The 26,809-nt window shown below is 48.1% G+C and carries 19 protein-coding genes, 17 tRNA genes and 2 rRNA genes; 8 read left to right on the forward strand and 30 right to left on the reverse strand.

All coding sequences use genetic code 11. The features are described 5' to 3' along the window. Positions 1–43: 43 nt before the first annotated feature. From EL84_RS01605 to EL84_RS01615, 3 genes are all read right to left on the reverse strand, one after another. Positions 44–877, reverse strand: coding sequence for a carbohydrate ABC transporter permease (locus tag EL84_RS01605; RefSeq protein ID WP_047840437.1), 834 nt, complete (start codon positions 875–877; stop codon positions 44–46). 64 nt (positions 878–941) lie between these two features. After that, positions 942–1,865 (reverse strand): carbohydrate ABC transporter permease, encoded by a 924-nt coding sequence (locus EL84_RS01610; protein ID WP_036616502.1) that lies wholly within the window; start codon positions 1,863–1,865, stop codon positions 942–944. Between the two features lie 55 nt (positions 1,866–1,920). After that, positions 1,921–3,273, reverse strand: a complete 1,353-nt coding sequence (locus EL84_RS01615) for an ABC transporter substrate-binding protein (protein WP_036673010.1) — start codon at positions 3,271–3,273, stop codon at positions 1,921–1,923. A 357-nt stretch (positions 3,274–3,630) separates the two neighbouring features. On the opposite strand from EL84_RS01615, the gene EL84_RS01620 reads away from it, so the two are divergent. Both EL84_RS01620 and murQ read left to right on the forward strand, forming a co-directional pair. After that, positions 3,631–4,593, forward strand: coding sequence for an N-acetylglucosamine kinase (locus tag EL84_RS01620; protein ID WP_047840438.1), 963 nt, complete (start codon positions 3,631–3,633; stop codon positions 4,591–4,593). A 22-nt stretch (positions 4,594–4,615) separates the two neighbouring features. Next, a complete protein-coding gene (gene murQ, locus EL84_RS01625; RefSeq protein ID WP_047840439.1) occupies positions 4,616–5,521 on the forward strand; it encodes an N-acetylmuramic acid 6-phosphate etherase in 906 nt (301 codons plus the stop codon). Between the two features lie 140 nt (positions 5,522–5,661). Here murQ and EL84_RS01630 read toward each other — a convergent pair whose 3' ends face one another. Together EL84_RS01630 and EL84_RS01635 are read right to left on the reverse strand one after the other, a co-directional pair. Further along, positions 5,662–6,501, reverse strand: coding sequence for a MurR/RpiR family transcriptional regulator (locus tag EL84_RS01630; RefSeq protein WP_036616797.1), 840 nt, complete (start codon positions 6,499–6,501; stop codon positions 5,662–5,664). Positions 6,502–6,626: 125 nt separating this feature from the next. Beyond that, positions 6,627–7,856 (reverse strand): anhydro-N-acetylmuramic acid kinase, encoded by a 1,230-nt coding sequence (locus tag EL84_RS01635; RefSeq protein ID WP_047840440.1) that lies wholly within the window; start codon positions 7,854–7,856, stop codon positions 6,627–6,629. 282 nt (positions 7,857–8,138) lie between these two features. Here EL84_RS01635 and EL84_RS01640 point away from each other — a divergent pair, with 282 nt between their 5' ends. Both EL84_RS01640 and EL84_RS01645 read left to right on the forward strand, forming a co-directional pair. Further along, complete coding sequence (locus tag EL84_RS01640; protein ID WP_047840441.1) at positions 8,139–9,551, forward strand: N-acetylmuramoyl-L-alanine amidase family protein; 1,413 nt, start codon at positions 8,139–8,141, stop codon at positions 9,549–9,551. Between the two features lie 34 nt (positions 9,552–9,585). Further along, positions 9,586–10,146, forward strand: coding sequence for a GerMN domain-containing protein (locus EL84_RS01645; protein ID WP_047840442.1), 561 nt, complete (start codon positions 9,586–9,588; stop codon positions 10,144–10,146). Positions 10,147–10,222: 76 nt separating this feature from the next. On the opposite strand, the gene EL84_RS32415 is transcribed toward EL84_RS01645, so the two are convergent. The 4 genes from EL84_RS32415 to EL84_RS01665 all read right to left on the reverse strand — a co-directional run bounded on the left by EL84_RS32415 (position 10,223) and on the right by EL84_RS01665 (position 15,758). Then, a complete protein-coding gene (locus EL84_RS32415) occupies positions 10,223–11,812 on the reverse strand; it encodes an MBL fold metallo-hydrolase (protein ID WP_047840443.1) in 1,590 nt (529 codons plus the stop codon). After that, positions 11,809–13,494 (reverse strand): ABC transporter permease, encoded by a 1,686-nt coding sequence (locus EL84_RS01655; RefSeq protein ID WP_047840444.1) that lies wholly within the window; start codon positions 13,492–13,494, stop codon positions 11,809–11,811. The genes EL84_RS32415 and EL84_RS01655 overlap by 4 nt, the downstream gene beginning before the upstream one ends. A gap of 103 nt (positions 13,495–13,597) precedes the next feature. Beyond that, entirely contained in the window at positions 13,598–14,671 is a 1,074-nt protein-coding gene (locus EL84_RS01660) for an ABC transporter substrate-binding protein (RefSeq protein WP_047840445.1), read from the reverse strand. A gap of 70 nt (positions 14,672–14,741) precedes the next feature. Then, the gene (locus EL84_RS01665) at positions 14,742–15,758 is read right to left on the reverse strand and encodes an ABC transporter ATP-binding protein (protein ID WP_047840482.1); all 1,017 of its coding nucleotides are present in this window, start codon (positions 15,756–15,758) and stop codon (positions 14,742–14,744) included. A gap of 406 nt (positions 15,759–16,164) precedes the next feature. On the opposite strand from EL84_RS01665, the gene EL84_RS01670 reads away from it, so the two are divergent. Both EL84_RS01670 and EL84_RS01675 read left to right on the forward strand, forming a co-directional pair. After that, a complete protein-coding gene (locus EL84_RS01670; RefSeq protein WP_082218794.1) occupies positions 16,165–17,073 on the forward strand; it encodes a LysR family transcriptional regulator in 909 nt (302 codons plus the stop codon). Between the two features lie 147 nt (positions 17,074–17,220). Further along, positions 17,221–18,081 carry a hypothetical protein gene (locus EL84_RS01675; RefSeq protein WP_047840446.1) on the forward strand — a complete coding sequence of 287 codons (861 nt, stop codon included), beginning with the start codon at positions 17,221–17,223 and terminating at the stop codon, positions 18,079–18,081. A 251-nt stretch (positions 18,082–18,332) separates the two neighbouring features. Here the strand turns inward: EL84_RS01675 and EL84_RS01680 are convergent, their stop codons facing one another. Further along, positions 18,333–18,758 carry a hypothetical protein gene (locus EL84_RS01680; RefSeq protein ID WP_047840447.1) on the reverse strand — a complete coding sequence of 142 codons (426 nt, stop codon included), beginning with the start codon at positions 18,756–18,758 and terminating at the stop codon, positions 18,333–18,335. Between the two features lie 147 nt (positions 18,759–18,905). Here EL84_RS01680 and EL84_RS01685 point away from each other — a divergent pair, with 147 nt between their 5' ends. Together EL84_RS01685 and EL84_RS01690 are read left to right on the forward strand one after the other, a co-directional pair. After that, positions 18,906–20,588 (forward strand): AraC family transcriptional regulator, encoded by a 1,683-nt coding sequence (locus EL84_RS01685; RefSeq protein ID WP_047840448.1) that lies wholly within the window; start codon positions 18,906–18,908, stop codon positions 20,586–20,588. A 94-nt stretch (positions 20,589–20,682) separates the two neighbouring features. Next, on the forward strand, positions 20,683–21,732 hold the full coding sequence (locus EL84_RS01690; RefSeq protein WP_082218795.1) for an ABC transporter substrate-binding protein: 1,050 nt from the start codon (positions 20,683–20,685) through the stop codon (positions 21,730–21,732). A gap of 223 nt (positions 21,733–21,955) precedes the next feature. On the opposite strand, the gene EL84_RS01695 is transcribed toward EL84_RS01690, so the two are convergent. The 20 genes from EL84_RS01695 to EL84_RS31135 form a co-directional block, all read right to left on the reverse strand. Beyond that, positions 21,956–22,561: a short chain dehydrogenase gene (locus tag EL84_RS01695; protein WP_047840450.1), complete on the reverse strand. Its 606-nt coding sequence runs from the start codon at positions 22,559–22,561 to the stop codon at positions 21,956–21,958. A gap of 184 nt (positions 22,562–22,745) precedes the next feature. Then, a tRNA-Gly gene (locus EL84_RS01700) sits at positions 22,746–22,816 on the reverse strand. A 12-nt stretch (positions 22,817–22,828) separates the two neighbouring features. Continuing rightward, positions 22,829–22,902: transfer RNA gene (locus EL84_RS01705), tRNA-Pro, on the reverse strand. 16 nt (positions 22,903–22,918) lie between these two features. After that, positions 22,919–22,995 (reverse strand) — tRNA-Arg (locus EL84_RS01710). A gap of 6 nt (positions 22,996–23,001) precedes the next feature. Next, positions 23,002–23,076: transfer RNA gene (locus tag EL84_RS01715), tRNA-Gly, on the reverse strand. A gap of 8 nt (positions 23,077–23,084) precedes the next feature. Beyond that, positions 23,085–23,171 (reverse strand) — tRNA-Leu (locus tag EL84_RS01720). A gap of 9 nt (positions 23,172–23,180) precedes the next feature. After that, a tRNA-Lys gene (locus EL84_RS01725) sits at positions 23,181–23,256 on the reverse strand. 9 nt (positions 23,257–23,265) lie between these two features. After that, positions 23,266–23,340, reverse strand: a tRNA-Gln gene (locus EL84_RS01730). 11 nt (positions 23,341–23,351) lie between these two features. Further along, positions 23,352–23,427: transfer RNA gene (locus tag EL84_RS01735), tRNA-His, on the reverse strand. Positions 23,428–23,524: 97 nt separating this feature from the next. Then, positions 23,525–23,600 (reverse strand) — tRNA-Thr (locus tag EL84_RS01740). Positions 23,601–23,623: 23 nt separating this feature from the next. Further along, positions 23,624–23,701, reverse strand: a tRNA-Asp gene (locus tag EL84_RS01745). Between the two features lie 25 nt (positions 23,702–23,726). After that, positions 23,727–23,800, reverse strand: a tRNA-Met gene (locus EL84_RS01750). A gap of 16 nt (positions 23,801–23,816) precedes the next feature. After that, a tRNA-Val gene (locus EL84_RS01755) sits at positions 23,817–23,892 on the reverse strand. Positions 23,893–23,898: 6 nt separating this feature from the next. Beyond that, positions 23,899–23,970, reverse strand: a tRNA-Glu gene (locus EL84_RS01760). 16 nt (positions 23,971–23,986) lie between these two features. Continuing rightward, positions 23,987–24,078: transfer RNA gene (locus EL84_RS01765), tRNA-Ser, on the reverse strand. A gap of 3 nt (positions 24,079–24,081) precedes the next feature. Further along, a tRNA-Asn gene (locus EL84_RS01770) sits at positions 24,082–24,157 on the reverse strand. 1 nt (position 24,158) lies between these two features. Beyond that, positions 24,159–24,234: transfer RNA gene (locus EL84_RS01775), tRNA-Ala, on the reverse strand. Positions 24,235–24,267: 33 nt separating this feature from the next. Next, positions 24,268–24,341 (reverse strand) — tRNA-Ile (locus EL84_RS01780). Positions 24,342–24,394: 53 nt separating this feature from the next. Next, positions 24,395–24,511, reverse strand: a 5S ribosomal RNA gene (gene rrf, locus EL84_RS01785). A gap of 75 nt (positions 24,512–24,586) precedes the next feature. After that, a 23S ribosomal RNA gene (locus EL84_RS31135) occupies positions 24,587–26,809 on the reverse strand; the annotation flags it as partial.

The following is a 26,809-nucleotide window of genomic DNA, read 5'->3' on the forward strand; positions in this document are numbered from 1 at the left end:
AGGTAGATCCCCCTTTACGTTGTCGCTTGTCCTGAACTAACAGTTAACCTTTAACCGCACCGATCGTAATGCCCTGCAGGAAGTAACGTTGCAGTGAGAAAAACAGAATGATCATGGGCAGCGCACCTATTGTAGCCCCTGCCATCATTGCGCCGAAGTCCGTTGATTCGGCAAATACAAACGAGGCCAACCCCACCTGAATGGTACGCATCTCGTTGGAATTGGTAATGAGGAACGGCCAGAAAAATTCATTCCACGAAGCTACAAACGTGAAAATTGCCAGCACCGCGATTCCCGGTTTTGCCATCGGCAGAATGACTTTCCAGAAGATACCGAACTCACTGCATGCATCGATACGTGCCGCATGGATCAGCGATGTGGGCAGCGTAGACATAAACTGTTTCATCAAGAATATGTTCCCTACGCTAACGGCAGCAGGCAGAATAATGGCCGTATACGTGTCCCCTAGGTCAAACACGTTGACCATCAGAATGTACAAAGGAATCAGTGTCACCTGCGCCGGGATCATCATGGTCCCAAGCAAAGTCCAGAATACCGCCTGACTACCCGGAAACTTCAGTTTGGCAAACGCATATCCCGCCAGGGAGGCGAAGAATACATTTGTTACGGTCAGAATGATCGAGATGAACAGCGAGTTGTATAACCAGCGCCAGGCATCGGTTTTGGCAAAAAAGCGCTCATATGGTGATAACGACAACTGCTCCGGAATCATCTGTGGTTTAAACGAAGCCGACATCGCGCTATCCTGCACCGAACCAACGAGCATCCAATACATCGGAATGACCGTCACCAGCGCCCAGACTACCAGCAGAATGGATGCAACAACGAGCAGAATCTTTTTCTGTGTTGATTTCATGGATTTCATTCACCCCCGGATGCTTAATGCAACGTGCTCTAATCGTACGTGTTTTGAACTACCTCTAATACTCAATATCGCTGGAGAAATATTTGAACTGTATGACGGAGATGACAATGATGATAATCGCCAATACAAACGACTGGGCCGAAGCCAATCCAAATTCATAGAACTTGAATGCCGTCTCATAGATCAGATAAGCGATTGTAGTTGTCGCAAAGTTTGGTCCACCCTGTGTCATCAGATATACCGAGATAAACACCTGGAAGGATGTAATGACACCCGTGACGAGCAGATACAGCGTCGTTGGTTTGAGCAGCGGCCATGTAATCTTGCTGAACTGGGTCCAGCCGCTGGCATGATCAATATCCGCCGCCTCGTACAGCGATTTCGGAATACCACCCATGGCTGCCAGATACAGAATAATGCCCGCTCCGTGCGATCCAAGCCAGTTCATCAGAATAAGGGAAAAGAGTGCCGTTCCCGACTGGCCCAGCCAGATCACCGGATCCAGGCCGAACAGACCGAGGAAACGGTTAAGCAGTCCTGAATCCGTCGGGTCAAAGATCGCCAGCCATACAATGGAGATGGTCACCCCGGAGGCTACCGCAGGCAGATACATGGTAGCTTTGAAAAATGTCTGCCATTTGCTTTTCATTTGATAGATGAAATAGGACAGTACAAATGTAATGAGAATATTGACCGGGACTGTGCCTACGGTGAAGATGACTGTATTTTTAATCGACTTCCAGAATGTCTCATCCTTCACCAAACGCTCGTAGTTATCCAATCCAACCCACGTTGAGTTCATAATATTGTATTTCTGGAAGCTCATCACAAGAGCCGTCAGAACGGGATACAGTGTGAAAATGAGAAACAGCAGGACAGGCGCCAAAATAAACAAATACGCCCACCCGTAGTCTCGCCAAAACCGGGCAACCCGGGAAGTCCGGGGCACTGACGATTTTGGCGCGAGGGCGGTCTGCATGGCGAATCCTCCTCTCCTAATCAGTGTGGTTTTACGTTATGTTTGATTGTCCAAGTTATTGTCCAAACATCTGCTGGCCTTTGCTCTTGAAGTCTTCTGCGATCTGCTCCGGTGATTTTTCACCCGAGAACAGCGCCTGAATATTAGGCTTCACAACCTGTTCCTTGAATTGTTTTTGCTGAGATGCTTTGTCGATATCCAGTTCAAGTACAACCGGCATCGCGATATTCTCTGCCATGACTTTTGCAGCAGCCAGATTATCCGGTTGACCAAGCTCTTTTCCTTTAAACAGATCCACCTGGGACTGTCTTACGAATGGAAGCGCCAGTTCATTGGCCGAGTTCCCTGCTTTGGCACCACTAAGCGCCTCCATCACCAGGAACGTATTTTTAGCATGCTGTTCGCCCTTGTCCTTTTTCTGTTTGAAGGCTACATACCCTTCGCCGCCCATCGTTGTGGCCGCAGGTTGATCATCATTATGTGGTACAGGCAACAGGACAAAATCAATCTTCTCTCCCTGCACCTTGCCATCATCGATGTCCTTGTTGCGATTCTGAATCATCACATCATAATAAGGAATCGCTTTGGAAATAATCGCCGTTTCCCCCGCGTAGAACATATCCGTCCGTTTCGCTGGAGCGAGAGCCGCCGTTTCCTTCGGCATATACCCTTGATCCATCAGGTTTTTGATAAAAGAGAGGGTATCCAGAATGCGACCATCATTCCATTGGAACGTGCCGTCTTTATCAAGAACATCGATCATCCCGTTGTTACGAGACAGCATTTCAATGAAGTCAAGCGAGGTTCCGTCGGTAACCAGTGCATATTGCTTGGCCCCGCCATCCAGCGTTTTGGTCAGCTTGGCAGCAGCATCGTTGAATTCGGACCAGGTCCAGCCATTTTGTTGAATGGACTTCCAATCAATGCCCGCTTCCTCCAGAATGCGTTTGTTACCACCCCAAGCCCATTGGAATTGATACAAAGGCAGTCCATACTGTTTCCCCTGAATCTGGCCTAAATCCAGCGTACCTGGCAGGTAGTCGTCCTTGATCTCAGGTGTCAGGTAGCTGTCCAGCTCAAGTGCCAATCCCGTATTCACATATGTGCCGTCTACGCTATGAAAGTAAAGATCCGGCGGGTTGCCTGCGTTCAAAGCGACATCGAATTTTTTGGGCCCTTCCGCCCAGGAGAGCATTTCCGTCTTCACGGTAATGTTTGGGTGTTCTTTATTGAAATCAGAGATTAGATCCTTCAGTTCATCTTCATATGTGCCATGTACAGGGTAGGTCCATACCGTCACCGTATCATCGGCATTCGGGTCATCCGAAGCAGCACCTCCGCTATTCCCACAGGCAGTAACCCAGACCATCATCAACAACATTGCCCATACCAGACCCTTCTTTTTCATCCCTTCATCTCCTTTTGCATGTCATCATCCGATTCTTTCATTGCCTAACCATGCTACCCCTTTGTGATCGTTCAACCTTCAAACGCCATCCACCTATACACGCGGCAGTAAGGAAAAGCACCTCCCCTGTAGATTGGGCCTGCCAGTCGCAGGCTAAATCTCTTAAATGCAATATTAACGTCAACTTAATTAACATTAACAGTATTAATTCCTTCCAAAATTGTAGATTGAATTCATTATATGAGTTGTAAAATAAAAATTCAACATTATTTTTTATTATAAAATTTAATTTTACTTTTTCTTTTCATGCAACTATACTATGTAAAAAGAAAACCCAAGCAAGCGAGGTGAGCCACTTTGCGAGTATATGTAGGCGTAGATGGAGGCGGTACCAATACTGATGCAGCAGTCATTTCTGAATCTGGTGAAATCCTCGCCCGACTCAGCGGTGGTCCCACGAATCCTCACAGCGTATCAACTGAACAGGCCATTTCCGAACTGCAACGAGTGCTGGAACAGCTATTTAATCTAATAAGTGATTTATCGACAAATTGTGAGGGTATATGCCTTGGTATGTCAGGTGTAGATACGATCCAAGAACGGCAACTTATAGCCGAAGCAGTAAATAACTATATGAAGAGTCGTAATCAACAGGCATCAGAAGGTTGTCCAGTCTGGGTTGTATCCGAAGGAGAGATTGCTCTGATGGCCTCTCTCGGACATACGCACGGTGTATTGTGTATCTCTGGAACAGGTTCCATCGTGTACGGATTTACGCTGGAAGGCGAGCGATACCGTGCAGGAGGCTGGGGTCATCTGCTCGGAGATGAGGGGAGTGGCTATCGTATTGGGCAACGTGCACTCCAAGTGGTTATGCAGAGTTATGACGGTGTTCTTCCTCCAACCTGTTTAACCCCGCTTCTTCTAAAGAATCTGAACCTTCGGGATATATCGGAGTTAAAGACGCGAGTGTATCAGACGGATTGGGGCAAAACCGAGACCGCATCCATCGCCCGCTTAGCTATAGAAGCAGCTGAACTCGGAGATGAGGCCGCCCGCGCACTGATCATTGACGAAGCCTCACAATTGGCGGATACCGCCAAGGCGCTGATTGCCCGTCATCCCGAATTTGCATCCACTCCGGTTGTCCTGTCCGGATCAATGTTTCGATACGCTGCACTTTTCCGAAATACATTTATTCACAAGTTATCTGAATATTATGGAGAGTTGGACTTTGTATATCGTGAAGATGCCCCCGCTCCAGCGGTTGGCGCAGCACAACTGGCAAGACAACACCGTTCCCTGAATGAATCATTTTAAAAGAGAGAAGGAGGCCATACGGATGAATCACATGCTGAATTCACTACTAACAGAACAACCCAATCCACTAACGGATCATATAGATGAATTGCCTTCGGCAGAAATTATGGAGCTCATTAATAAGGAAGATCAACGGATTGCGGAGCTCATTCAGCCCCTCATTCCGGTCATTGCTCAAGCTGCGGATCGGATCTTGGAGGCGTTTCAGTCTGGCGGCAGGCTTTTTTATGTAGGCGCAGGTACCAGTGGACGATTAGGAATACTTGACGCTTCGGAATGCCCGCCTACCTACGGAACCCCGCCATCCATGGTGCAGGGTATTATTGCAGGGGGATTCCGGGCAGTGAAGGACCCGGTTGAAGGTGCTGAAGATAATGAGGAGTTGGGAGCTGCGGACCTTGATGAACATGGCTTAGACAAAAACGATGTTGTGGTTGGCATTGCAGCCAGTGGACGAACGCCGTATGTGCTGGGTGCGATGAGACACGCCAAGGAGATCGGGGCTACGGTGATCAGCCTGAGTAATAATGCAGGCACGCCGATGACCCTGTTGGCTGATGTGAGCATTGAGGCTGTTGTCGGCCCAGAGGTTGTCATGGGTTCAACACGTATGAAGGCAGGCAGCGCACAGAAAATGATTTTGAACATGCTCACCACTACCGCCATGATTCGTCTGGGCAAGGTTTACCGTAATTTCATGGTTGATCTGAATCCTTCGAACGAGAAGCTTGTTCATCGGGCCAAACGCATGATCCATCTGGCAACCGGAGCGAATGAAGCGGATATTGAAGAGGCTTTTACCGGTGCAGACGGTCATGTAAAAACGGCAATCGTCATGCTGATGGCAGGTGTGGACGCAACGGAAGCCCAGCACAGGCTTGATCTGGCTGACGGATTTGTCCGCAGCGCCATTGCGGGGCCTTCCTGAGCCGTACAAGGGGTATTATTAGAGGTGGTAAGAGAGGAGCCCAACATTAGTCTGGGCTCTTTTTTTTATTCTAAAAGCGGATATAATCCGTCAAAAAATCCCCTCCTGCATAAACAGAAAGGGATTCATATGGTTCTACTTCACTTGTGCTCCAGAATAGCCTGTCGGCTCTTCTCCAAATATTCCACCGACTGGTTATAATCCCGACTGGCAATCGCCAGATACAAAATATCGATCACGTTCAACTGTGCAATCCGTGACGAAGTGGCTCCGCTCCGAATATCACTTTCGGTAGAAGTAATCATCAGGGGCACATCCGCCATACTACTGAGTGTATTGCTGCCCCACTTGGTAATGCTGATTGTCGCTGCACCACCATCATGAGCATGCTTGAGACAGGAGATTACGTTCGAAGTCTCCCCTGAATACGAGATACATACAACCGCATCATCCTCACGAAGCGTCGTTGCGGACGAAATCTGCATATGCGGATCGGCGAACGAAAAGCTTGTGCGATTGATTCGCATGAACTTGTAATGTGCATCCAGCGCAATCAGGTTGGAGGCCCCTACTCCATAGAAAAAGATCCGGTTTGCCTGATGAAGCACGTCCACAGCTTTTTCCACCAGACGTGGGTCCAGAATATGAACCGTATCCTTCACCGACTGAATATTGTTTGCGGACACATGCTGAATAATGCTCTCCATGGAGTCCTGGGGACGAATCTCCGTATATTGATATGGCTCACTCGTCTGCAAATCTCCGGCAATCTTCAGCTTCAGCTCCTGAAAACCCGTTACACCTAGTGATTTGCAAAGACGGATAATGGCAGCTGGGCTGCCTCCACTCCGTTCAGACAACTGGGCCACCGAGGATTGAACAGTTTCTTGCGGATGATCGAGAATATAAGCTCCGATCTTCCGTTCGGACGGGGTCAAGTCATCCATTAATGCGCGTAAACGTACAAGTCCACCTTTCATGCCTTCCATTCGCTCCTCCTTTCCGTACTGCATTCATGTACAAGCATTTTATCTTATAATTCCACTCGCGTCTAATCGAATTCCTCGCCCTTCCATAACTGAACTCATATTAAATTCAGGTCTCACTAAAGTGTGAGATTGCCCGAGATTACGGCGTGTTTTGCGCCGGTTACTGCCGGAAGTGTATTGGTTCTTCCCATAAGTGCCTCATGGCCAAGTAAAGCAAATCCAATGGCTTCCCGAGCATCATCGGGTATACCATAATCTGCCGTTCGCTCCAAACGGATATCCTTCGGTAGTCTCTGACGGATCATCTCCATTAACGTGGCATTGGAAGTGCCACCACCGCACGCGAGCATGGCCGATATTTGCACCTTGGGCAGGATAAAATCCTTCACTGCACGCACGATGGTTTCCGCGGTCAGACAGGTGGCAGTAGCCAGCGTATCTTCAAGAGATAAGGAACGCTTTGTGGCCATCTCCATCAGTCTCACTGCATACGCGGCTCCATATACTTCTCGCCCGGTACTTTTCGGTGGAAGTCTTTTGAAATACTCATCCTCCAAACACAAGTCTACCAGACCCTGATCGACCTTCCCCTGTGCGGCAATACTTCCATTCGGATCATAATGCTGCCGCCCATCCGTTGCCTGCCGCACAATGGCGTCCATCACCATATTCCCTGGTCCCGTATCAAATGCCGAAATACCTTCGGTGGATGACTCGGAGGGAAGCACCGTCACATTGCCAATGCCACCGATATTCTGCACCAGCCGCCCTTCCGTCGGGCTGCGGAACATCAGAGCATCCGCATAAGGCGTAAGCGGGGCACCTTCCCCACCAGCGGCCATATCCCTTGCCCGCAGGTTGCCAATCACTGGCAGTCCTGTCCGTTCTCGAACGACAGCACATTCACCGATCTGCAATGTCGATACTACATCAATACTTGCTCCCGTTGGCCCTGGAAATGCAGATGCTACAGGAGCATGCCATACCGTCTGTCCATGCATGCTAATCATATCCACCTGCTGCGTTGAGATACCGGCAGACTGCATCAGTTCCGTAACGCTATGCGCATACCACTCCGATACACCAAAATGCGCGGCTGTCAGCTCGTCGACACGCGCCGTCCCCGGTGAACATAACCGGATCAGTACGTCCCTCAATCCATTCGAATACGGCACACAGACGAAATCAACCAGATCGATCTGCTGTAATACCCCGCTCATATCCGTTTGAATACGCACCAGTGCCGCGTCAGTTCCATCAAGTGACGTTCCTGACATTAGTCCGATGACCAGATGCTCCTGCTTCAAACGATACTTCTCCCACATCGGATAGCTGCCTGTATCCATCCAATTCCAACCTCCTGCAAGACCCGATGAACACGCCATCCTGCCATAATTTCACCCAGTATATGATATTAAATTTCACAAGTCAAATATTATATGAAATTTAATTACATCATTGAAAATAAAAAGAGAGATATTCACCCCATTTGCGATCACACATCATGTTTTCTTCCATCAATTGATAATTAGATATCAGAAGAGAAACATTTTTACATTTTTACCGTTTATAATATGTAGGGATATTTTGGAATTAAGAAAATGATCTAATACTAGTCGAGGTGCATAATGAAGAAAACCATTTTACTACTGTTTTTGAGTCTATTCTTACTCGTTTTGCTCCCTAATCAGGGAAATGCCGCTGCAAGCACGTCGAAAATCTTTATGGATGGAGAGGAATTAGTCCTCCCAAGTGATGTACAGGTGACGATTATCAATAAAAACGTGATGATCCCGATTCGTGTCGTTGCCGAAAATTTGAAATTCAAAGTCGATTGGAACCAACAAGCACGCACTGTAAAAATTCAGCAAGATCAACAGACAATTTCCCTAACCGTGGACCAAAAGCAAGCCATGGTTGCTGACAAACAAGTCACTTTGAACACAGCACCGCAGATTTTGAATAAAACGCTGGTGGTGCCCATTCGATTTGTCAGTGAACAAATGGGGCTTAAGGTGAGATGGAACAACCAAGACAAGATCGTATACTTAACGAACACTAGTAAGGAACCTGCTATTGAACCAGGAAATAGTCCTGGAAAAGGGGATTCAAGCTCTACCGCTAAGCTTACCGATATCCAATTTGCAAATAATCAGCTCGTGTTATCCACCGATGGGGCCGTTCAGCCGGTAGTAACGACCCTCAAGTACCCTGATCGTCTGGTTGTGGACTTACCCGGAGCCACCTTTGGTGATATCTCCCAGCCTCTGGATCAAGGACTCAACGGCAAGTTGGATGTGAGCGGTTATCCCAATGTGACAGAAGTGAGATATTCACTGTTCAAACGAGAACCGGCACAAGTTCGCATTGTCGTAGAATTGAATAATGTGAAGAATGTCCAGTACAGCCACAATGTGATTGCCGACAAACTGATTATTGATCTGAATGTTGCGCGTGACAATGTCTCACCTGCTCCAGTCACTCCAGTAGGCGACTCAGGACGCAAGGTTGTGGTCATCGATCCAGGACACGGTGGCAGTGATCCAGGGACGATCAGCATCACGAACAAACCCGAAAAGGAATACAATCTGGCATTAGCTCACAAAGTACAAGCCCTGTTGCTCAATGAACCCAATATCGAATTGGTGATGACTCGTGAAGGTGATACCTATCCGACCCGCCCTGAGCGTGTTCAACTCGCCAATCAATTAAATGCGGATGTATTTGTATCTATCCATGGCAATAGCGTGAAGTCCGCCCCCCAAGCCACAGGTACGGAGACATATTATTATCAACGCAGTAACAGCAAGGAATTAGCTACTATCATTCATCAACGTTTGGTGAAAGCCATGGGTCTCAGAGATCGTGGTGTGAAAAATGGCAACTTGGAAGTAATCCGAGACACGACCATGCCTGCAGTGCTTTTGGAAGTAGGATTCTTGAGTAATGTAATCGATGAAGAACTGATGTCGTCCGAAGTTATTCAGATGAAAGCCGCTCAAGCGATAGCCGATGGAATCAAGGAGTATTTGGGCCTATAAATCATCAAATAAATCAGATAAAGGAAGTGTTTCTTTGAATAAGAAGTTAGGTTGTGCACTTATATTATCATGCTTGATCCTTATCGGAGTTGGATGTGCCCAGAAGCCAGTGAGCCAATCCGGTTCGAATGAACCTGCTGTTCAGGGAGGACAGGTGCAGGCACCAAACCCATCCGAAACGGAGGTGGATCTGGGCACAATGAATACACAAACCGTCGATGTATATTTGGCAGACTCTCAGGTACTTGAGCTAGAGAAAACAGAGAAGGAAATTGAGTACAAGGATGACTCCGAAAAATATGAAAAAACATTTGCAGCGTTGCAAACGAACACCGATTCAGAGCTTGTTTCCCTCTGGGAGCAGGTGGAATTGCTCTCTGTCCAATATGCTGAGGGTACGGTGACTTTGGATGTTCATATCCCCGCTGAAGCGAACCTCGGTACCAGTGGAGAATTGCTCGCATTGGAAGCTTTAACAACAACGATGTTTCAATTTGATGAAGTGAAGAGTCTGGATATACTGGTGGATGGTGAAGCCGTTGATAGTTTGATGGGTCATGCCGAACTGGAACACCCCATTCATCGCGAACCCTAACTGATCAGACAACAATGGAAAAAGAACGTCCCCAGGGACGTTCCAATCTGACGCATCAATTCGATTCATACACAATTCACACATATAGCTCGTCACCAGCAGACAGTGAATGTATCACTGTTCTCGGTGACGGGCTATTTCTGAGCAATCCTTCTTTTAATCTGTCTGTCTCTGCCCGGTCAGCATGCACAAGGACCGTATGCCTTGCTGGAACCTGATGCAGCATCCGTTCAACATCCTTCCAGCCCTGATGTACTTTATAACGTATTTTCCGCACATCACACACTCCATACTTGTCAGGAACCCGTAGCAACTTATCAGCAAATGTACCATGAGCAACATGCCCAGTGAGCAGAATCAGATTCTCCTCCCTGTCCGATAATTGACTATAGTACCAACGGGCAAGCGAGGACTGCATCATGCCGTCCGGAATGAACCATAGCGAAGCAGCATGATGTTCCAACAGTTGTTCCCGCTCTTGGGTAGTAGTAGGCAGATCCCATCCTCGTCCGGTCAGAAAGCCATCAATTTTGTCTTTCAACGAACTTCCGATGACATGCTCTCCCTTCTCCCTCAACCAATACGGAACATGCATAAGCTGCTTCATACCGTCCACCAGCCCTTGTTCCACTACGATTGGAATAGCCGGGAATTGTTGCTGTGCCCACAGTATGATCTCCTGTCCACGCCCTACGACAGGCATAGGTAAGAGCACCTTTCCACCTTGAGCAATCGTCTGGCGAATGGCTTGTTCCAGCTGTTCCAGTTTGTCGGCCTGTGTATCCTGGTCCGTACCGTAGGCCGCATCAACGATCGCCAGATCTACCAGCCCGACGGAAGATATTGGCGCAGCGTCTGCTACGTTTGCTCTGACCGCTTTGCCTGCTCCATCTGCTCCGTTGGATGTGAAATTTCTCTGCTTCATGGGTATCTCCTTGGATACGAATGTTCTTGACGACGCCTCTGATGCAAAAGATGTCTGATCTGGTGACGTTATGAGTTCTCCAGCCTTTTGCCCACTGTTTATAACGATTAGTTGCTCCGTACCCCACCGCTCGCTGCTCGGAGCATCGAACACCGGATTCTCACGAAGCATGCTTGTCTGCCAGAACGCCTCCGCTGGACAATCCTCCTGTAAAAGCATCGATTCAGACGTGTAGTCCCCGGAATAAAAAATCCGCTTACCTTCCATTTCAACCCCAAACCACACCGATCCAGCCAGATGTCCACTGCGTCCCCACATCACTTTTACTTCAGGAATGGGTTCGAACCAGGTTTGGGATACAACCTCATCCTCCAGATACCGATAACGAATAGCCTGCTCGTCTGCTTCATCATAAGGAAGTTCTTCGCCTATACGCTCTACAAACCTTCGCCAGTTGGCAAAATACGTACGCAGCTGCGCCCTCGTCTCTCTCGTCGTCCACACTTCACCCTGGTAGCCCATCTTATACAGCAAAGGGATGGCGACCGAATGATCCTCATGGGCGTGGGACAAGAGGACCGCGTCCAGTTGTGGGACCATCTCCGGATCGATCAGCGGATACTGGCCTTTGCCTTCTTTTTTCACACCACAATCCAGCAAAAGCCGAAACCGGCTCCCGCTCAGGAGATAGGCGGAACGTCCATGTTCCCCTGCGCCGCCCCATACGTTCAGTTTGATCATGATGCATTCCACTTTCTCTTTGAATTCAGCATTTCGATTCCAAGCAGCATGAACACCGTCATACCTACTGTCACGACGGCCATCGCCATGCCGAGGGATACCTGACCTTGTTCAAACTGGGCAAAAATATACGTAGCGGACGTCTGCATCGACGGCGGAAGAATCAATAACGAACCTACCAACTCCCGGGTAGCAATCGTAAAGGTCATCATCCATCCGGCCAGCATGCCGGGTAGGATCAGCGGGATCAGGATTCGCCGTAGAATATACAGCGGTTTCCCGCCAAAGACTTGCCCAGCCTGGAACAATGTTCCGTCAATCTGGGTAAAGCTCGATTTTACATACTGCACGGTGTAGGGCAAGAAGAGAACGACATACGTGAGCACAACCATGCCGTAGGTGTTATACAACGTGACTGGCATCCAAGGTGAGTTCCAGAAGAGAATCAGACCCACGACCATCACGATGCCCGGCACCGTATTAGGCAACAGACTGAACAAGTCAATCACACGCTGCATGAATGAAGATGATCTGCCGATCGCGAGTGCAAACCCAGTACCGATAATAACAGCAACGGTTGAAGCCGCGAGGGATAATCCCAGACTGTTCCCAATGGCCTTCATGCTCACCGATCCCCAAGATAACAGCTCTTTGTAATGATCCAAGGTCAGATTATCAAATGCAATTCCCGATCCCCGTAACTTCATGGTCGAAGCGGCGATGATGGAGAAATATGGGATACCTATCGACAGGATCAACAGGATTGCAAGATACACCCCACACAACCATCCTGCTCCGCCACGAAGAGAATATCGCTTCGAACGTTGCCCTTTGCCACCAACCAGACGATACGTGAACTTCCGGCTCATGGCAGACTGCATATACCACATCACCAGACAGACGGACAGCAGCACCGATGCCAGCGAAGTCGCCTTGCCGAAGTCAATCGGCCAACTGGAGATGTACTTATGAATTTCGGAGGTCATGACATAATAGCCAATCTTGCGCCCGAAGGTTGCCGGTGTTCCGAATTCCGCAATCGTTTTGACAAAGACCAGCATGATCCCCATGCCGTAAGACGACAACAATAAGGGTAAAATAATACGTCTGAAACGATACCCCGCACGTGCACCGTGCACAGCTCCCGCTTCTTCCAGATTGCCACCGATTCGGATCAATGCATCCCGAAGCAGCAGATACAGGAATGGGAACAGGTGCAAGCTCATAATGAGCACCATGCCCCAGAAGCTGAAGAACAGCTCACTCCAGCCCGCAGATGAGGGCACCCATTGCTGAAGGTATCCCCCTTTTTGCATAAACAAAATCCAGCCCATCGATCCGATATACGGCGGGGTCATGAACGGAATCATCAGGATTACATCCACCCAGCGATGCTCGCCCATCCGAGTCTTCGCCATCATCCAGGCCAGCGGTAGCGCCAGCAGCGTGGTTACTGCTACAACGCAGATACCAAGCCAGACGGAATTCAGCAATACACCCGATAGATGATGACCTGTAATCGTGCGAATCGGAGCCATCCAGTCCCATTGTCCGTCCGGATACACACTTTGCCAGAAGATCAGCAAGAGCGGCACGCCAATGCTTATGGTCAGCAGAAAGAGGGCCAGAATCACGCCCACTCTCCGAAAAATTCGGTTGTTGTCCAATACAACAGGTTTCACTACGTTCACCTCACATGACTTTCCACAGACAGCAGGTATTCCTTTTGCCTAATTGTGTCTCTATACTTGTTCTTCTTTGGGTATTTTGCATATGCAAAAGTACTTACTTAAAAGTCTCGGAAAAACGCGCCGCTGTCTCTTCGCCATGTTCGCTCATCCAGTTCCAATCCACTTTAAGTTGTGGAATATCCTTCACATTGGCACGGTTAGTCGCTTCAATGTCTTTGCGGCCTGGGATCAGATAAGCATCTGCAACAAGCTTCTGTGCTTCATCGGACAATAGATAGTCAATGAACGCTTTGGCATTCTCTACATTTGGACTGGATTTCAGAATCGCTGCCGGCCTTGGGCTGATTACCGTGCCTTCCTCAGGATAAACGATATCCAGTGGTTCACCTTTTGCTTTGGAGGAATACGCCATGTAGTCCACACCTGCCGCTACGATGCTTTTGGCACCCGTAATGACTGGATCAAGTGCTTCCTGATTGGCGCCTGCCATCGCTACACCATTGGCTTTATAGGCACTCAGCAGATCCCATCCTTTTTCACCATTCGCACTCAGGTAGCCTGTGATGAAGTCGAGTGCTGAACCTGATAATGTAGGGTCCGGAATGTTCACTGCATCTTTCCACGCAGGCGTAGCCAGCTCTGCCCAACTTGTTGGTGGTGTAGATACCAGTTTGGTGTTATACACAATCCCCAGTGCGGAAGCACTGCTGCTAAAATAGTTGCCCTCTGCATCCGACCAGTCCTTGTTCAGCTTGTCTGCATTGGCTGCTTCAGGGTATGGCATAGTCAGTCCATCGGCTTTCAGAGCCTGTGCGGAAGGTAAAGAGGCCAGGATCACAACGTCTGCAACCGGATTGGATTTCTCAGCTTCCATACGAGCCAGAATTTTGCCTGTCGTTCCTTGGAACATCTCGACTTCAATCCCCGTTTTGTCCGTAAATCCGCTCACGATGTTATCCGCCAGTTTCTGTGGGCCAGCACTATACAAAACCAACTTGCCGCCAGCCGGTTTCGTTGTTTCCGCCGCTGCTGCTGTGTTTCCTTCACCCGCGGGTTGTGCCGCATTGCCTGTGGTTGTGTTCCCTGTACTACATCCGAACAAACTGATACTCATTACCGCAGTTAATAACAGCAGTGCGCTCTTTTTCCGTGTTTTCATACCCAACATATTCGTCCATCTCCCCTGGTTTCTTATAAAATGTGTACCCCTGCTTTCAACTGCGTGCTCGTTCAACAATTTAATATGCCACTGCGATCGCTTCGTTCTGCTTCATACTCGGGTGGTCATAACCGTCCATTCGGCATATCCGCTCAGGGGTTACATAGAGCTGCACCCGCTCCCCTACGCGCACTCTTTGGTTCATATAGGCTGTCCATACGCCAAGCCCTTCCATCTGAACTCGTACTTCATAACGCTCGCCTACATAGCTGACACTAAGTACCGTCCCCGGATAACACAGATCGTCATGACCTGTTTTGTTCCAGGTGACATGCTCTGGTCGCACCATCGATTGATTAGGCGTGAGCCAGTTGGACTTTCCGATAAACGAAGCGACATACGGATCACTTGGTGCCGAGTAGATCGTTTCCGGGCTTCCTTTTTGCAATATCCTCCCCTTCTGCATCACCACAATCTCATCCGACATCGACATCGCTTCAATCTGATCATGTGTGACGTACAGCGCAGTCAGTCCCATGTCCCGGACCAGCGACATCATCTCAATCCGCATCTCTTCCCGAAGTACAGCATCCAGTGCACTCAGTGGCTCATCGAACAGGATCACACCAGGTCTGACCGCTACGGCTCTGGCAAAAGCAACCCGTTGCTGCTGTCCACCAGACAGCTGATGAGGATATCGATCTTCCATGCCTTGCAGGCGAACCATGCCAAGCGCTTCGTTCACCTTTTGTCGCAGATCAGATTTCTGTTTTCCGGCCTTCAGGCCAAACGCTACATTTTCGTATACGGTCATATGCGGCCATAATGCAAAATCCTGAAACACCATGCCCAGATTACGCTTGTGTGTTGGTATATCAATCCGCTTCGCCGCAGAGTAGATACACTGACCATCTGCACGAATCTCCCCCGCGTCCGGCTGTTCCAGCCCGGCCAACATGCGGAGCAGTGTTGTTTTGCCACAGCCCGATGGGCCGAGCAGGGTCGTGAACTTTCCATGTTCAAGCGTTAGATCTGTTGGCAGCAGTGCGGGTGTTTGATTAAATGATTTTTGAATTCCTGTCATCTCTAATTTCATAAGCATCCCTGCCTGTCTTCTGTTACTTGATCTCTTGCACTGTTCTCAGTCTAACGTCCGCTTTCGCGAGTTGTATGTCTTGTATGTAAAATTGGAATTAACTTTTTAGATGAATTCTGTTGATGTTCATAGATTAAATCTATAGTAGGTGAACTAAATTAATTTTCATGTTGTCGCTTCGATTACAGCACCATCTTCCGATCGCTGTTATCCCCAGAATTCTTATATTCCCTTTATGAAGGGAGAAATCCGGGGATAAAGGCGAAGCTTATGCTTCCGAAGCAGCTTTCTTCCAGAAAGCTTTTGGCTTCGCTTCTTCAGATTGGTTCTGTACTCTCCGTCTTTATGAAAAATATTAGATCATCTTATATATTGGGCTAGTAGAAGTGAAAGGAGTGTTGGGACATTGAATCTGATCAAACTACAAATTGTTGAGCTGATCGATAAGCATCATCACATGACAAGCGTGGCCGAGTTAATGGGGATCAAGCAACCTACCGTTACATTTCATATGAAGTCATTGGAGGAAGAGATGGGCGTGCGATTATTCGAATCGCGTAGTGGAAAGACATTTTTAACCGAAGCCGGACAGGCTTTGCTCCACTATTCCGTCAAAATCAATGCTCTGACCCAAGAGGCAAGGCGGGTCGTAAAGGAATATGACAGTCTCTATCGGGGCACCCTGCACATTGGAGCAAGCTATGTACCAGCTACATATTTGCTGCCCACCATACTAAATACCTTTTCTCAGGAGTTCCCGGGCATCCGTATCGTCTTATCCGTCAAACCATCACCTGTTATTCGCGAAATGTTAATTAGGCATCAGATTGATCTGGGTGTGATCTCTTCTGAGCCATTTGTTGGACCCGCCCTGCAAGCTGAGACGCTGTGTGAAGATGACTTAGTATTAATCTGCTCTCCGCAACATGGGTTGGCCCAGAAGGATGCATTAATACCTGATCATATCGCGCAGATTCCTTTTGCCTTACATGGCAATGAATCCAGTACACGGCGGCTAACCAATCAATGGCTTGCGCAACATGACATTCGTTTGCGTAGCACGGTGGAGATGGATTCCCTGGAAGCGATCAAACAGCTGGTGTTAATTGGGGGGCATGTCTCATTCATGTCTCGTATGGCGGTACAGTGGGAGGAACAGCACGGGCTCATTCAAGTTCTTCCCATTCCCGGAGAGCAAGCGCCGCGCCATATCTATACGGTACATAACAAGGACCGCCACCCTTCAGTTCAGGTAAACCGCTTCAAAGAAGTGCTGCGAGAGGTGAGTCACGGCTCCCCCATTTTCCATAGCTGATTGCCCTCATCCTCTATAAACTATCGTTTGCCATTCATCAAATCTATGCAGGGTTAACGCAATGTGCACTTCCCTTTAATCGCTTTCATATATTCGGGCGATAAAGTGGGATCTGTACGTTAATCCAGATTAGGAGAGTGATTGGTTTTGAAAAAGTGGAAAAAGGTAACCGCCTCATTGATGCTGAGCATCGTAACATTGGGAAGTGGAATGACATTTGTGGGAGCACCACAGGCTTCTGCTGCTGCCAACGCCGTTCCTGCTTATGAAGTAAAGTTTCTGGCCAAGCCGGAACTTGTATTGAATACAGATGGGACACCACGCAGTGAAGTGATCCAGACACTCGGCCTAAATTCCACGCCAAGAAATATTAACGTAGAGTACTTCGACACCAATGCTCTCGGATTGGATCAACAAGGATGGAACGTTCGTTTTCGCAAAAAGGATGATAAAAATAACTACGAATTGACTTATAAAAAACGCTATCCTGTAATCAATGGCGACATTAATGCAGCGCTGACTCTGGCTAACCAAGAGGGTTTTGATCAATCGGATGATAATTACGAGGCTGAGATTGATTGGGGATACGGCAAACAGACGCTGAGCTTCTCCAACACCAAAAAAGTCGATACCAAAGCGACAGGAGTCCAACTTCCTTCCCAGCAAGAAGCCTTGAACATGTTACTGGACAAGCTTCCGGGCAAATTGAAAAACTGGTCTGCCTCCAACTGGGGCAAGCAGCAATTGACTCAATCCCGTGCATATGGTCCAATCACATTCCAACGATATGAAGGTACATGGAGTGGTCAAGAGCTTACACTCGAAGTATGGCCGATCCGTGACGCAGCAGGTACAGGTATTGAGAATATCGTAGAGGTTTCTTTCAAAACCGATGATGCTGTAGCCGTATCCGGACTGCGTACCCAACTGTTGCAGTTGCTGGAGAACAACAACTGGCTGATTCCTGCCGATGGCTTGAAAACACAGACCATTCTGGAAAGATACTAATCGCTAGATCTAACAAAAAAGACAAGTTCCTCTTCCTGCGGACATCGTAGGAGAGGGCTTGTCTTTTTTTGCGTAGTGAATTAAATCATCTGTCATTTAAGTAATTCTACGATTAACATCGGTTGAGATTTTACTGGTTATTCCCTCAACAGTTTGGATGATGGGAAATATGTATTGGCTATTTTACAACTCGGTGACCTATATCAATTCAATTTATAGTGGAGAGTTACGCGGTTCAATGATCAGAGTTTCTACAGTCTTATAATTCCATCACTTGAGTTTCGCGCGAATAGCTGGCCCTCGATTTCCCATAGAAATGCTTTAGCGTGCGCAGGCTTCATAAATCTTAATACTATCGGACGTACCCTACCATTCATCTCGTAGTGTATTACGAGATAATTTCTCGAATTTGAGCTACCTGTTCTTTTTGGATATCCTGCACTCCCGATTTTTCTTAATGAGAGTTCAAGCGTTTGCTGACCACTTTGAATATATAAGTTCCCATTACCTATCAGCACATCCACCCGCCTGCCTTCCGCAACTTGTGGAAGCCCTGACTGATGAATCCCTACTGCATGTAACCTTGATCCGAACTGCTGTTTTAGTTTATTGGATCGACTCGTCGTTCGAATACCAAATATCGAAACTAAGATAATAAAACCAAGTATAAACCACATTCTATATACCCCCTTCGCTTTCTCTTGTGTATATCATTTCATATTATCATATGGACTTCTTATTTGTATGACAATATGCAATAATTGATAATGATTCTCAAACACATCATATGTAATGTTACTATTGCAAGTTAAGGAGGGATTCTGGTGACTTTGCAAGTCTTTCCACTGATATATAACGGTGACCATACCCGTGACCTATATGCAAGATTCAAGACATCCGAAGTTCTCGATCAAGCGTCTTTTCTTACCCCATTCGTATTAGCGGACTCACATCTTCTGCTCATCTGTACTGGCGGTGAAGCCGATATTCGTATTGGGCATAGGCAAAATCATGCCACCATCGGCAAGATGTATCTAATCCTGCCAGGAACAGCGATAAAATATACACCGGATGAGGTTCATCCTTTACAAGGCATCGCGATATATTTTGATATGTTGAAGCCTCTCTCCGATATCAATAAAGCTACTTCCGGCTCTACTGTAATGGAGGTATACCAAAAAGGGTTACTTCGTTCATCTTACGCTGATGAATTACCGCATGAACTTTTTCAGGAATGTACCAGAATTGCCTCCCAGCTCCATGAATGCATCTCTGTACCTCAAGAAAATCGTCCATTTCGTATTCAGACTTTGATGCATGAATTGTTAACCCATGTGTATGCTCCTCCCAAAGAAAGTGCAATAGGAGATTCCGAACACACCTCTGCTTTGGATCAAACGCTTGAACTTATTGAGCTTGGATATGCTGAGCATCTTTCTCGTGAAGTTCTTGCCGGAGTGGCAGGCATGAGTGTGTGGCACTATTCGCGGGTATTCAAAAACAGCACTGGCATCAGTCCCATGGAATACGTGAATAGCATCCGCATGGACCGGGCCAAAGAGATGCTGCTCGTCCCCGGCCAAACCATCAAACATATCGCCTCACAGGTTGGTTTTCAGGACGAGTTTTACTTTAGTCGCAAATTCAAAAAATATGTTGGCGTGTCTCCCTCCACCTATCAGCGGCAGAAACGCAGCAAAATTGCGGCTCTCTCCTTCGGAACCACCGGCCATCTGCTGGCATTACAGATCATCCCCCATGCGGCATTGATCGATAATCGACGTGATCAACACAGGAATCTGTTTTTCTCGAATATCCCTTATCATCTGGGACGTAGCAAACGCATGAATCCTCATATCTGGCAAACCAACGTTGAGTTGTTGATGCAAGCGAGCCCGGACCTCATACTCTGTAATGAGTACGAAGCCCATACGTTAAAAAGAACACTGCAGCGAATTGCGCCTACCATCGTTATCCCCTGGAAAGGATTGAGCTGGCGGGAACACTTCGTACAAGTTGCCTCCATTGTGGGACAACAACAAGAAGCTCAGCTATGGTTGGAACAGTATGATGACAAAGTAGCCTATGCCAAAGAGCAACTTAGTCATCTAATCGGTAAGGATACGGTCTCCATTATTCATATCATGATGGGTCATCTGTTAATCTACGGGCGACGCAATGGGGGCGCTGTTCTATATAACGACCTTGGCGTGTCCCCTTCACACGATCTGCTTCCAGGGCAAGTCTATCGTGCAATGGATGAACAGGAGTTGCCTCAAATGGTTGGAGATCGCATGTTACTGATTGTGGATCAGGACTCAGAATCCCAGCAACGTTGGCATAAACTACAACATACTCAGCTATGGCAACATTTGATGCCCGTGCAGAACAAGCATGTATATCTGCTAGATGAAATGCCTTGGTTGGATTATTCACCGTATGCTCATGATCAGATCATCGATGAAACCCTGAAACTTTTTGGTGGAACTCAGCACATTAATCCATGACCGGATAGCACAGAAGGCTATGTCTCCCCCAACATGAGACCGCTACAATATATAGTGTACTGAGAATCAATATCATTAGAAACACAGGGGGATTATGATGTACAAACAGCATTATGTCAAAATAACGGGGATACTGTTCATACTCGCCATGTTACTTGTTGCGTGTGGGCAGACACCTGCAAGCACTTCGCAGCCATCTGCAGATGGCGTAAAATCAGCTGCGGGTACAGATGGCGACTCATCCACTGAATCAGCTACTAAGACCGTGGAGAGCGCCAGTGGCAGCAAAGAAATCCCGGCACATCCTGAACGGATTGTGTCCATTAATATGGAGGATATTCTCCTCTCCTTGGAGGTACCACTGGTACTTGCTACACCTATTGGCCGGCAAGATTATCTGAATGAGCAACTTGAAGCCCAAGGCGTGGCTGTCGAACCCATTAATGAAAGTGTCAATTTTGAAGCTGTAGTCAGCGCCAATCCGGACCTCATTATTGCCAATGCCAGTTTGGATGCCAAAATTCTCGAACAACTCGAGAAGATCGCGCCTACGATCACTTATGATCGCCGTAATTGGCAGGAATCTATCGTGCAGGTAGCTACTGCGCTAGATATTGAAGAGCGGGCTGAACAGCTTTTACAAAAAAATAAAGATCAAGTAACTAAAGCTCAGAAGCTCGCAGCCGATATCACCAAGACCAAACCTACAGCTGCATTCCTGCGCCTGGAAGAGAAAGATATGCGTTTGTTCTTCTCGTCCATTCCTTCCACGCCATTTACAGCTTCCAGTTATGTAGAAGCGGGTTATGAGGTTGGATTCACTCCCGACGCACTCGTTACGAAACTTGAGGCGGAGAATCCGGAACGGATGAATGCCAGTATCTCGGTTGAGCTTTTGCCTGAAATCAAAGCAGACTATCTGTTTATCGTGTCTATTAGCTCAGATGGGTCAGCTGAAGCGTTGCAAAAAACAAAAGATGAACTCAATGAAATCCAGCAACTCCAAGTATGGAAAAGCCTACCCGCTGTTCAAAATGGTCATGTCTATGTCCTCAATGCTAAGAAATGGCTCATTGACGGCCCCATTGCCGAATCGCTCAAACGTAATGAAATGCTCGAAGTTCTTGGACTACCTGCTCCATAATAGTCAATATACCTCTGTTTCATCCACAACAAACAAAAGGAGATTCACCGGATTTTCGGTGGATCTCCTTTATATTTAATATTCCAAATGGTCTCATTCAGTCCTGTTTCATGAAAAATCATTCTACATGCTTAACATTTAAATGCACTTCATGTACACCCTTCTCTTCCTGCAATTAATTAGGGATAGGTAATCATCAAAATCATATATAACTTTCCGGCTTTTAATATATTTTGAAATTTTGGGCTGTTTCAATCCCAAGTGCACTCTGGATAAACGTATTAGCCACTTTCTCTACAGGTACAGGATTAAATCCAATAAAGAAATCCTTATATTTTTCCGCCGACTCTACAAACAGATTAGGACTAACCGAATTCAAACGAATGCCTCTTGGTAACTCAAACGCTGCCGCTTTGGCAAACGAATCAATAGCCCCATTGACCATAGCACTTGATGCGCCTTTCTCAATAGGGTGGTCTTGTATAATGCCACTAACCAGCGTGAAACTCCCCTTGTCGTTAATATAGTGCTGTCCAATCAATACGATATTGACCTGTCCAAGCAGTTTACCCTGCACACTAATCATATTGTTCTCAGGTGTCAGTTCTTCGAGTTTCGCATAATGGGTCTGGCCCGCCGCCACAATGACGTAATCAATATTTCTCACCGTTTCGAAGAGGGTAGTAATACTCTCTGTCGACGTCATATCCACCTGAACATCCCCGGATTGTCTACCTGCTGTAATAACCTTAACGGAATAATCTCTCAGTTTCGCAACGACGGCTTTACCTAATGTTCCGTTTCCACCAATGACCAGAGCTCTTTTCATTACTGTTTGTCCTCCTTTATAAATAAATACGGTTAATCAGATACGAATTGTTCTATTTATTTAAACAAAGATTCCATCCTTAATCAAATGACAATTGACCCTATTTTAAATAAATTACACTTATTCTTTTTAACACAAAAAAAGCCTTTGCTATAAGCAAAGGCTCTTCTATATGTTACTAGGAAGCGGGTGATGGGAATCGAACCCACGCTATTAGCTTGGAAGGCTAAAGTTCTACCATTGAACTACACCCGCAAATAAAAAAAATCGGGATGACACGATTTGAACATGCGACCCCCTGGTCCCAAACCAGGTGCTCTACCAAGCTGAGCTACATCCCGATACTTATGAGAATAATGGCGCGCCCTGAGAGATTCGAACTCCCGGCCTTTTGATTCGTAGTCAAACGCTCTATCCAGCTGAGCTAAGGGCGCAAATATTGGAGCGGAAGACGGGAATCGAACCCGCGACCCTCGCCTTGGCAAGGCGATGCTCTACCGCTGAGCCACTTCCGCAAAACATATGGTGCGGTCGAGAGGACTCGAACCTCCACGGGGGTTAGCCCACACGGACCTGAACCGTGCGCGTCTGCCAATTCCGCCACGACCGCAAAATATAATGGTGAGTCATGAAGGGCTCGAACCTTCGACACCCTGATTAAAAGTCAGGTGCTCTACCAACTGAGCTAATGACTCGTAATGAAATGGCTGGGGATATAGGATTTGAACCTATGCATGACGGAGTCAAAGTCCGTTGCCTTACCGCTTGGCTAATCCCCATTAAAAAATCATGGGGCGATCGAGGGGAATTGAACCCCCGAATGCCGGATCCACAAACCGGTGCGTTAACCACTTCGCCACGACCGCCATAGAGTAAGCCATTCATCCACTAAGAGTATCTTAGTATTAACAATTTTACTTGTAATATACATTCTATCACAAATTCAGATGTAAATACTAAAAATGGTGCCGGCGAGAGGACTTGAACCCCCAACCTACTGATTACAAGTCAGTTGCTCTACCAGTTGAGCTACACCGGCACGGTGTATATTCAATTAAAAAATGGCGGAACCGACGGGATTCGAACCCGCGATCTCCTGCGTGACAGGCAGGCATGTTAGGCCAACTACACCACGGTTCCAGATCACTTTCTCAAGGAAAGTTAATTGCGGGGGCAGGATTTGAACCTGCGGCCTTCGGGTTATGAGCCCGACGAGCTACCGGGCTGCTCCACCCCGCGTCGTTATAAAGTTATATGGTGGAGGCTGAGGGGATCGAACCCCCGACCCTCTGCTTGTAAGGCAGATGCTCTCCCAGCTGAGCTAAGCCTCCATAATATGACCCGTAGGGGATTCGAACCCCTGTTACCTCCGTGAAAGGGAGGTGTCTTAACCCCTTGACCAACGGGCCTTGCTAAAAAAATATCTGGCGGAGAGAGAGGGATTCGAACCCTCGAGACGCTTGTGACGCCTACACGATTTCCAATCGTGCTCCTTCGGCCAGCTCGGACACCTCTCCATATGGCTCCCCGAACAGGGCTCGAACCTGTGACAACTCGATTAACAGTCGAGTGCTCTACCAACTGAGCTATCAGGGAATGGTGGAGCCAAGCGGGATCGAACCGCTGACCTCCTGCTTGCAAGGCAGGCGCTCTCCCAGCTGAGCTATGGCCCCATACACTGTGTATTTCTTGTTGTGGTCTTGCTATGGGCCCTGGTGGACTCGAACCACCGGCCTCACCCTTATCAGAGGTGCGCTCTAACCAACTGAGCTAAGGGCCCTAATCCCTTATTCCTTAGCAAGGGGGGCAAAAAAAATACCCCAAAGGGAAATCGCTTGGCGGCGTCCTACTCTCCCAGGACCCTGCGGTCCAAGTACCATCGGCGCTAGAGGGCTTAACGGTCGTGTTCGGGATGGGTACGTGTGGAACCCCTCCGCCATCGCCACCAAACGCCGTAGCTTACATTTCAGAGATCGTTCTCTGAAAACTAGATTCGAAACGAAACACGCGAATTATCACTTGCTATTGGATAAGCCCTCGACCGATTAGTACTGGTCAGCTCCATGCATTGCTGCACTTCCACCCCCAGCCTATCTACCTCGTCGTCTTCAAGGGGTCTTACATACTGGGAAATCTCATCTTGAGGGGGGCTTCACGCTTAGATGCTTTCAGCGTTTATCCCGTCCGTACATAGCTACCCAGCGGTGCTCCTGGCGGAACAACTGGTACACCAGCGGTACGTCCATCCCGGTCCTCTCGTACTAAGGACAGCTCCTCTCAAATTTCCTACGCCCACGACAGATAGGGACCGAACTGTCTCACGACGTTCTGAACCCAGCTCGCGTACCGCTTTAATGGGCGAACAGCCCAACCCTTGGGACCTACTTCAGCCCCAGGATGCGATGAGCCGACATCGAGGTGCCAAACCTCCCCGTCGATGTGGACTCTTGGGGGAGATAAGCCTGTTATCCCCAGGGTAGCTTTTATCCGTTGAGCGATGGCCCTTCCATGCGGTACCACCGGATCACTAAGCCCGACTTTCGTCCCTGCTCGACTTGTAGGTCTCGCAGTCAAGCTCCCTTATGCCTTTGCACTCTTCGAATGATTTCCAACCATTCTGAGGGAACCTTTGGGCGCCTCCGTTACTCTTTAGGAGGCGACCGCCCCAGTCAAACTGCCCACCTGACACTGTCCCCGCACCGGATTACGGTACCAGGTTAGAACCTAGATACGATCAGGGTGGTATCCCAACGTTGCCTCCACACAAGCTGGCGCTCACACTTCAAAGGCTCCCACCTATCCTGTACAGATCGTACCCAAATTCAATATCAAGCTGCAGTAAAGCTCCATGGGGTCTTTCCGTCTTGTCGCGGGTAACCTGCATCTTCACAGGTATTAAAATTTCACCGGATCTCTCGTTGAGACAGCGCCCAAGTCGTTACGCCATTCGTGCGGGTCAGAATTTACCTGACAAGGAATTTCGCTACCTTAGGACCGTTATAGTTACGGCCGCCGTTTACTGGGGCTTCGGTTCACAGCTTCGGATTGCTCCTAACCACTCCCCTTAACCTTCCAGCACCGGGCAGGCGTCAGCCCGTATACTTCGCCTTACGGCTTCGCACAGACCTGTGTTTTTGCTAAACAGTCGCTTGGGCCTTTTCACTGCGGCCCCCTCGTGCTATTCACACTACCGGGGCACCCCTTCTCCCGAAGTTACGGGGTCATTTTGCCGAGTTCCTTAACGAGAGTTCTTCCGCGCGCCTTAGAATACTCTTCTCGCCTACCTGTGTCGGTTTGCGGTACGGGCACCATCACCTGGCTAGAGGCTTTTCTTGGCAGTGTGAGATCATGACCTTCGCTACTATAATTTTCGCTCCCCATCACAGCTTAGCCTTACAATGTGCGGATTTGCCTACACATCAGCCTTACTGCTTAGACGGACATCCATCAGTCCGCGTCACTACCCTACTGCGTCCCCCCATTGCTCATAACGGCTTACGGTGGTACAGGAATTTCGACCTGTTGTCCTTCGACTACGCCTTTCGGCCTCGCCTTAGGTCCCGACTTACCCTGAGCGGACGAGCCTTCCTCAGGAACCCTTAGGCTTTCGGCGGATCAGATTCTCACTGATCTTTTCGTTACTCATACCGGCATTCTCACTTGTATAATGTCCAGCGCTCCTTACGGTACACCTTCAACCCTTATACAACGCTCCCCTACCCCTGATGCAAAGCATCAAGCCATAGCTTCGGTGGTGTGTTTAGCCCCGTTACATTTTCGGCGCAGAGTCACTCGACCAGTGAGCTATTACGCACTCTTTCAATGATGGCTGCTTCTAAGCCAACATCCTGGTTGTCTGTGCAACTCCACATCCTTTCCCACTTAACACACACTTGGGGACCTTAGCTGATGGTCTGGGCTGTTTCCCTTTTGACAATGGATCTTAGCACTCACTGTCTGACTCCCGGAAGTAAGTCTATGGCATTCGGAGTTTGACTGAGCTTGGTAACCCTTGCGGGCCCCGCACCCAATCAGTGCTCTACCTCCACGACTCTGTTTTCCGAGGCTAGCCCTAAAGCTATTTCGGGGAGAACCAGCTATCTCCGAGTTCGATTGGAATTTCTCCGCTACCCCCACCTCATCCCCGCATTTTTCAACATGCGTGGGTTCGGGCCTCCAGTGCGTGTTACCGCACCTTCACCCTGGACAGGGGTAGATCACCCGGTTTCGGGTCTACGTCCACGTACA

Origin of the sequence: Paenibacillus sp. VT-400 (assembly GCF_001029205.1) — a bacterium.
Lineage (GTDB): Bacteria > Bacillota > Bacilli > Paenibacillales > Paenibacillaceae > Paenibacillus > Paenibacillus amylolyticus.

Bases quoted from the DNA above. Each gene is read 5' to 3' on its own strand.
- EL84_RS32415 (WP_047840443.1), bottom strand. From the start codon at position 11,812: ATGATCAAACTGAACGTATGGGGCGGCGCAGGGGAACATGGACGTTCC.
- EL84_RS01665 (WP_047840482.1), bottom strand. From the start codon at position 15,758: ATGAAATTAGAGATGACAGGAATTCAAAAATCATTTAATCAAACACCC.
- EL84_RS01660 (WP_047840445.1), bottom strand. From the start codon at position 14,671: ATGTTGGGTATGAAAACACGGAAAAAGAGCGCACTGCTGTTATTAACT.
- EL84_RS01680 (WP_047840447.1), bottom strand. From the start codon at position 18,758: ATGTGGTTTATACTTGGTTTTATTATCTTAGTTTCGATATTTGGTATT.
- EL84_RS01610 (WP_036616502.1), bottom strand. From the start codon at position 1,865: ATGCAGACCGCCCTCGCGCCAAAATCGTCAGTGCCCCGGACTTCCCGG.
- EL84_RS01690 (WP_082218795.1), top strand. From the start codon at position 20,683: ATGATGTACAAACAGCATTATGTCAAAATAACGGGGATACTGTTCATA.
- EL84_RS01640 (WP_047840441.1), top strand. From the start codon at position 8,139: ATGAAGAAAACCATTTTACTACTGTTTTTGAGTCTATTCTTACTCGTT.
- EL84_RS01695 (WP_047840450.1), bottom strand. From the start codon at position 22,561: ATGAAAAGAGCTCTGGTCATTGGTGGAAACGGAACATTAGGTAAAGCC.
- EL84_RS01605 (WP_047840437.1), bottom strand. From the start codon at position 877: ATGAAATCAACACAGAAAAAGATTCTGCTCGTTGTTGCATCCATTCTG.
- EL84_RS01635 (WP_047840440.1), bottom strand. From the start codon at position 7,856: ATGGATACAGGCAGCTATCCGATGTGGGAGAAGTATCGTTTGAAGCAG.
- murQ (WP_047840439.1), top strand. From the start codon at position 4,616: ATGAATCACATGCTGAATTCACTACTAACAGAACAACCCAATCCACTA.
- EL84_RS01615 (WP_036673010.1), bottom strand. From the start codon at position 3,273: ATGAAAAAGAAGGGTCTGGTATGGGCAATGTTGTTGATGATGGTCTGG.
- EL84_RS01630 (WP_036616797.1), bottom strand. From the start codon at position 6,501: ATGAAAGGTGGACTTGTACGTTTACGCGCATTAATGGATGACTTGACC.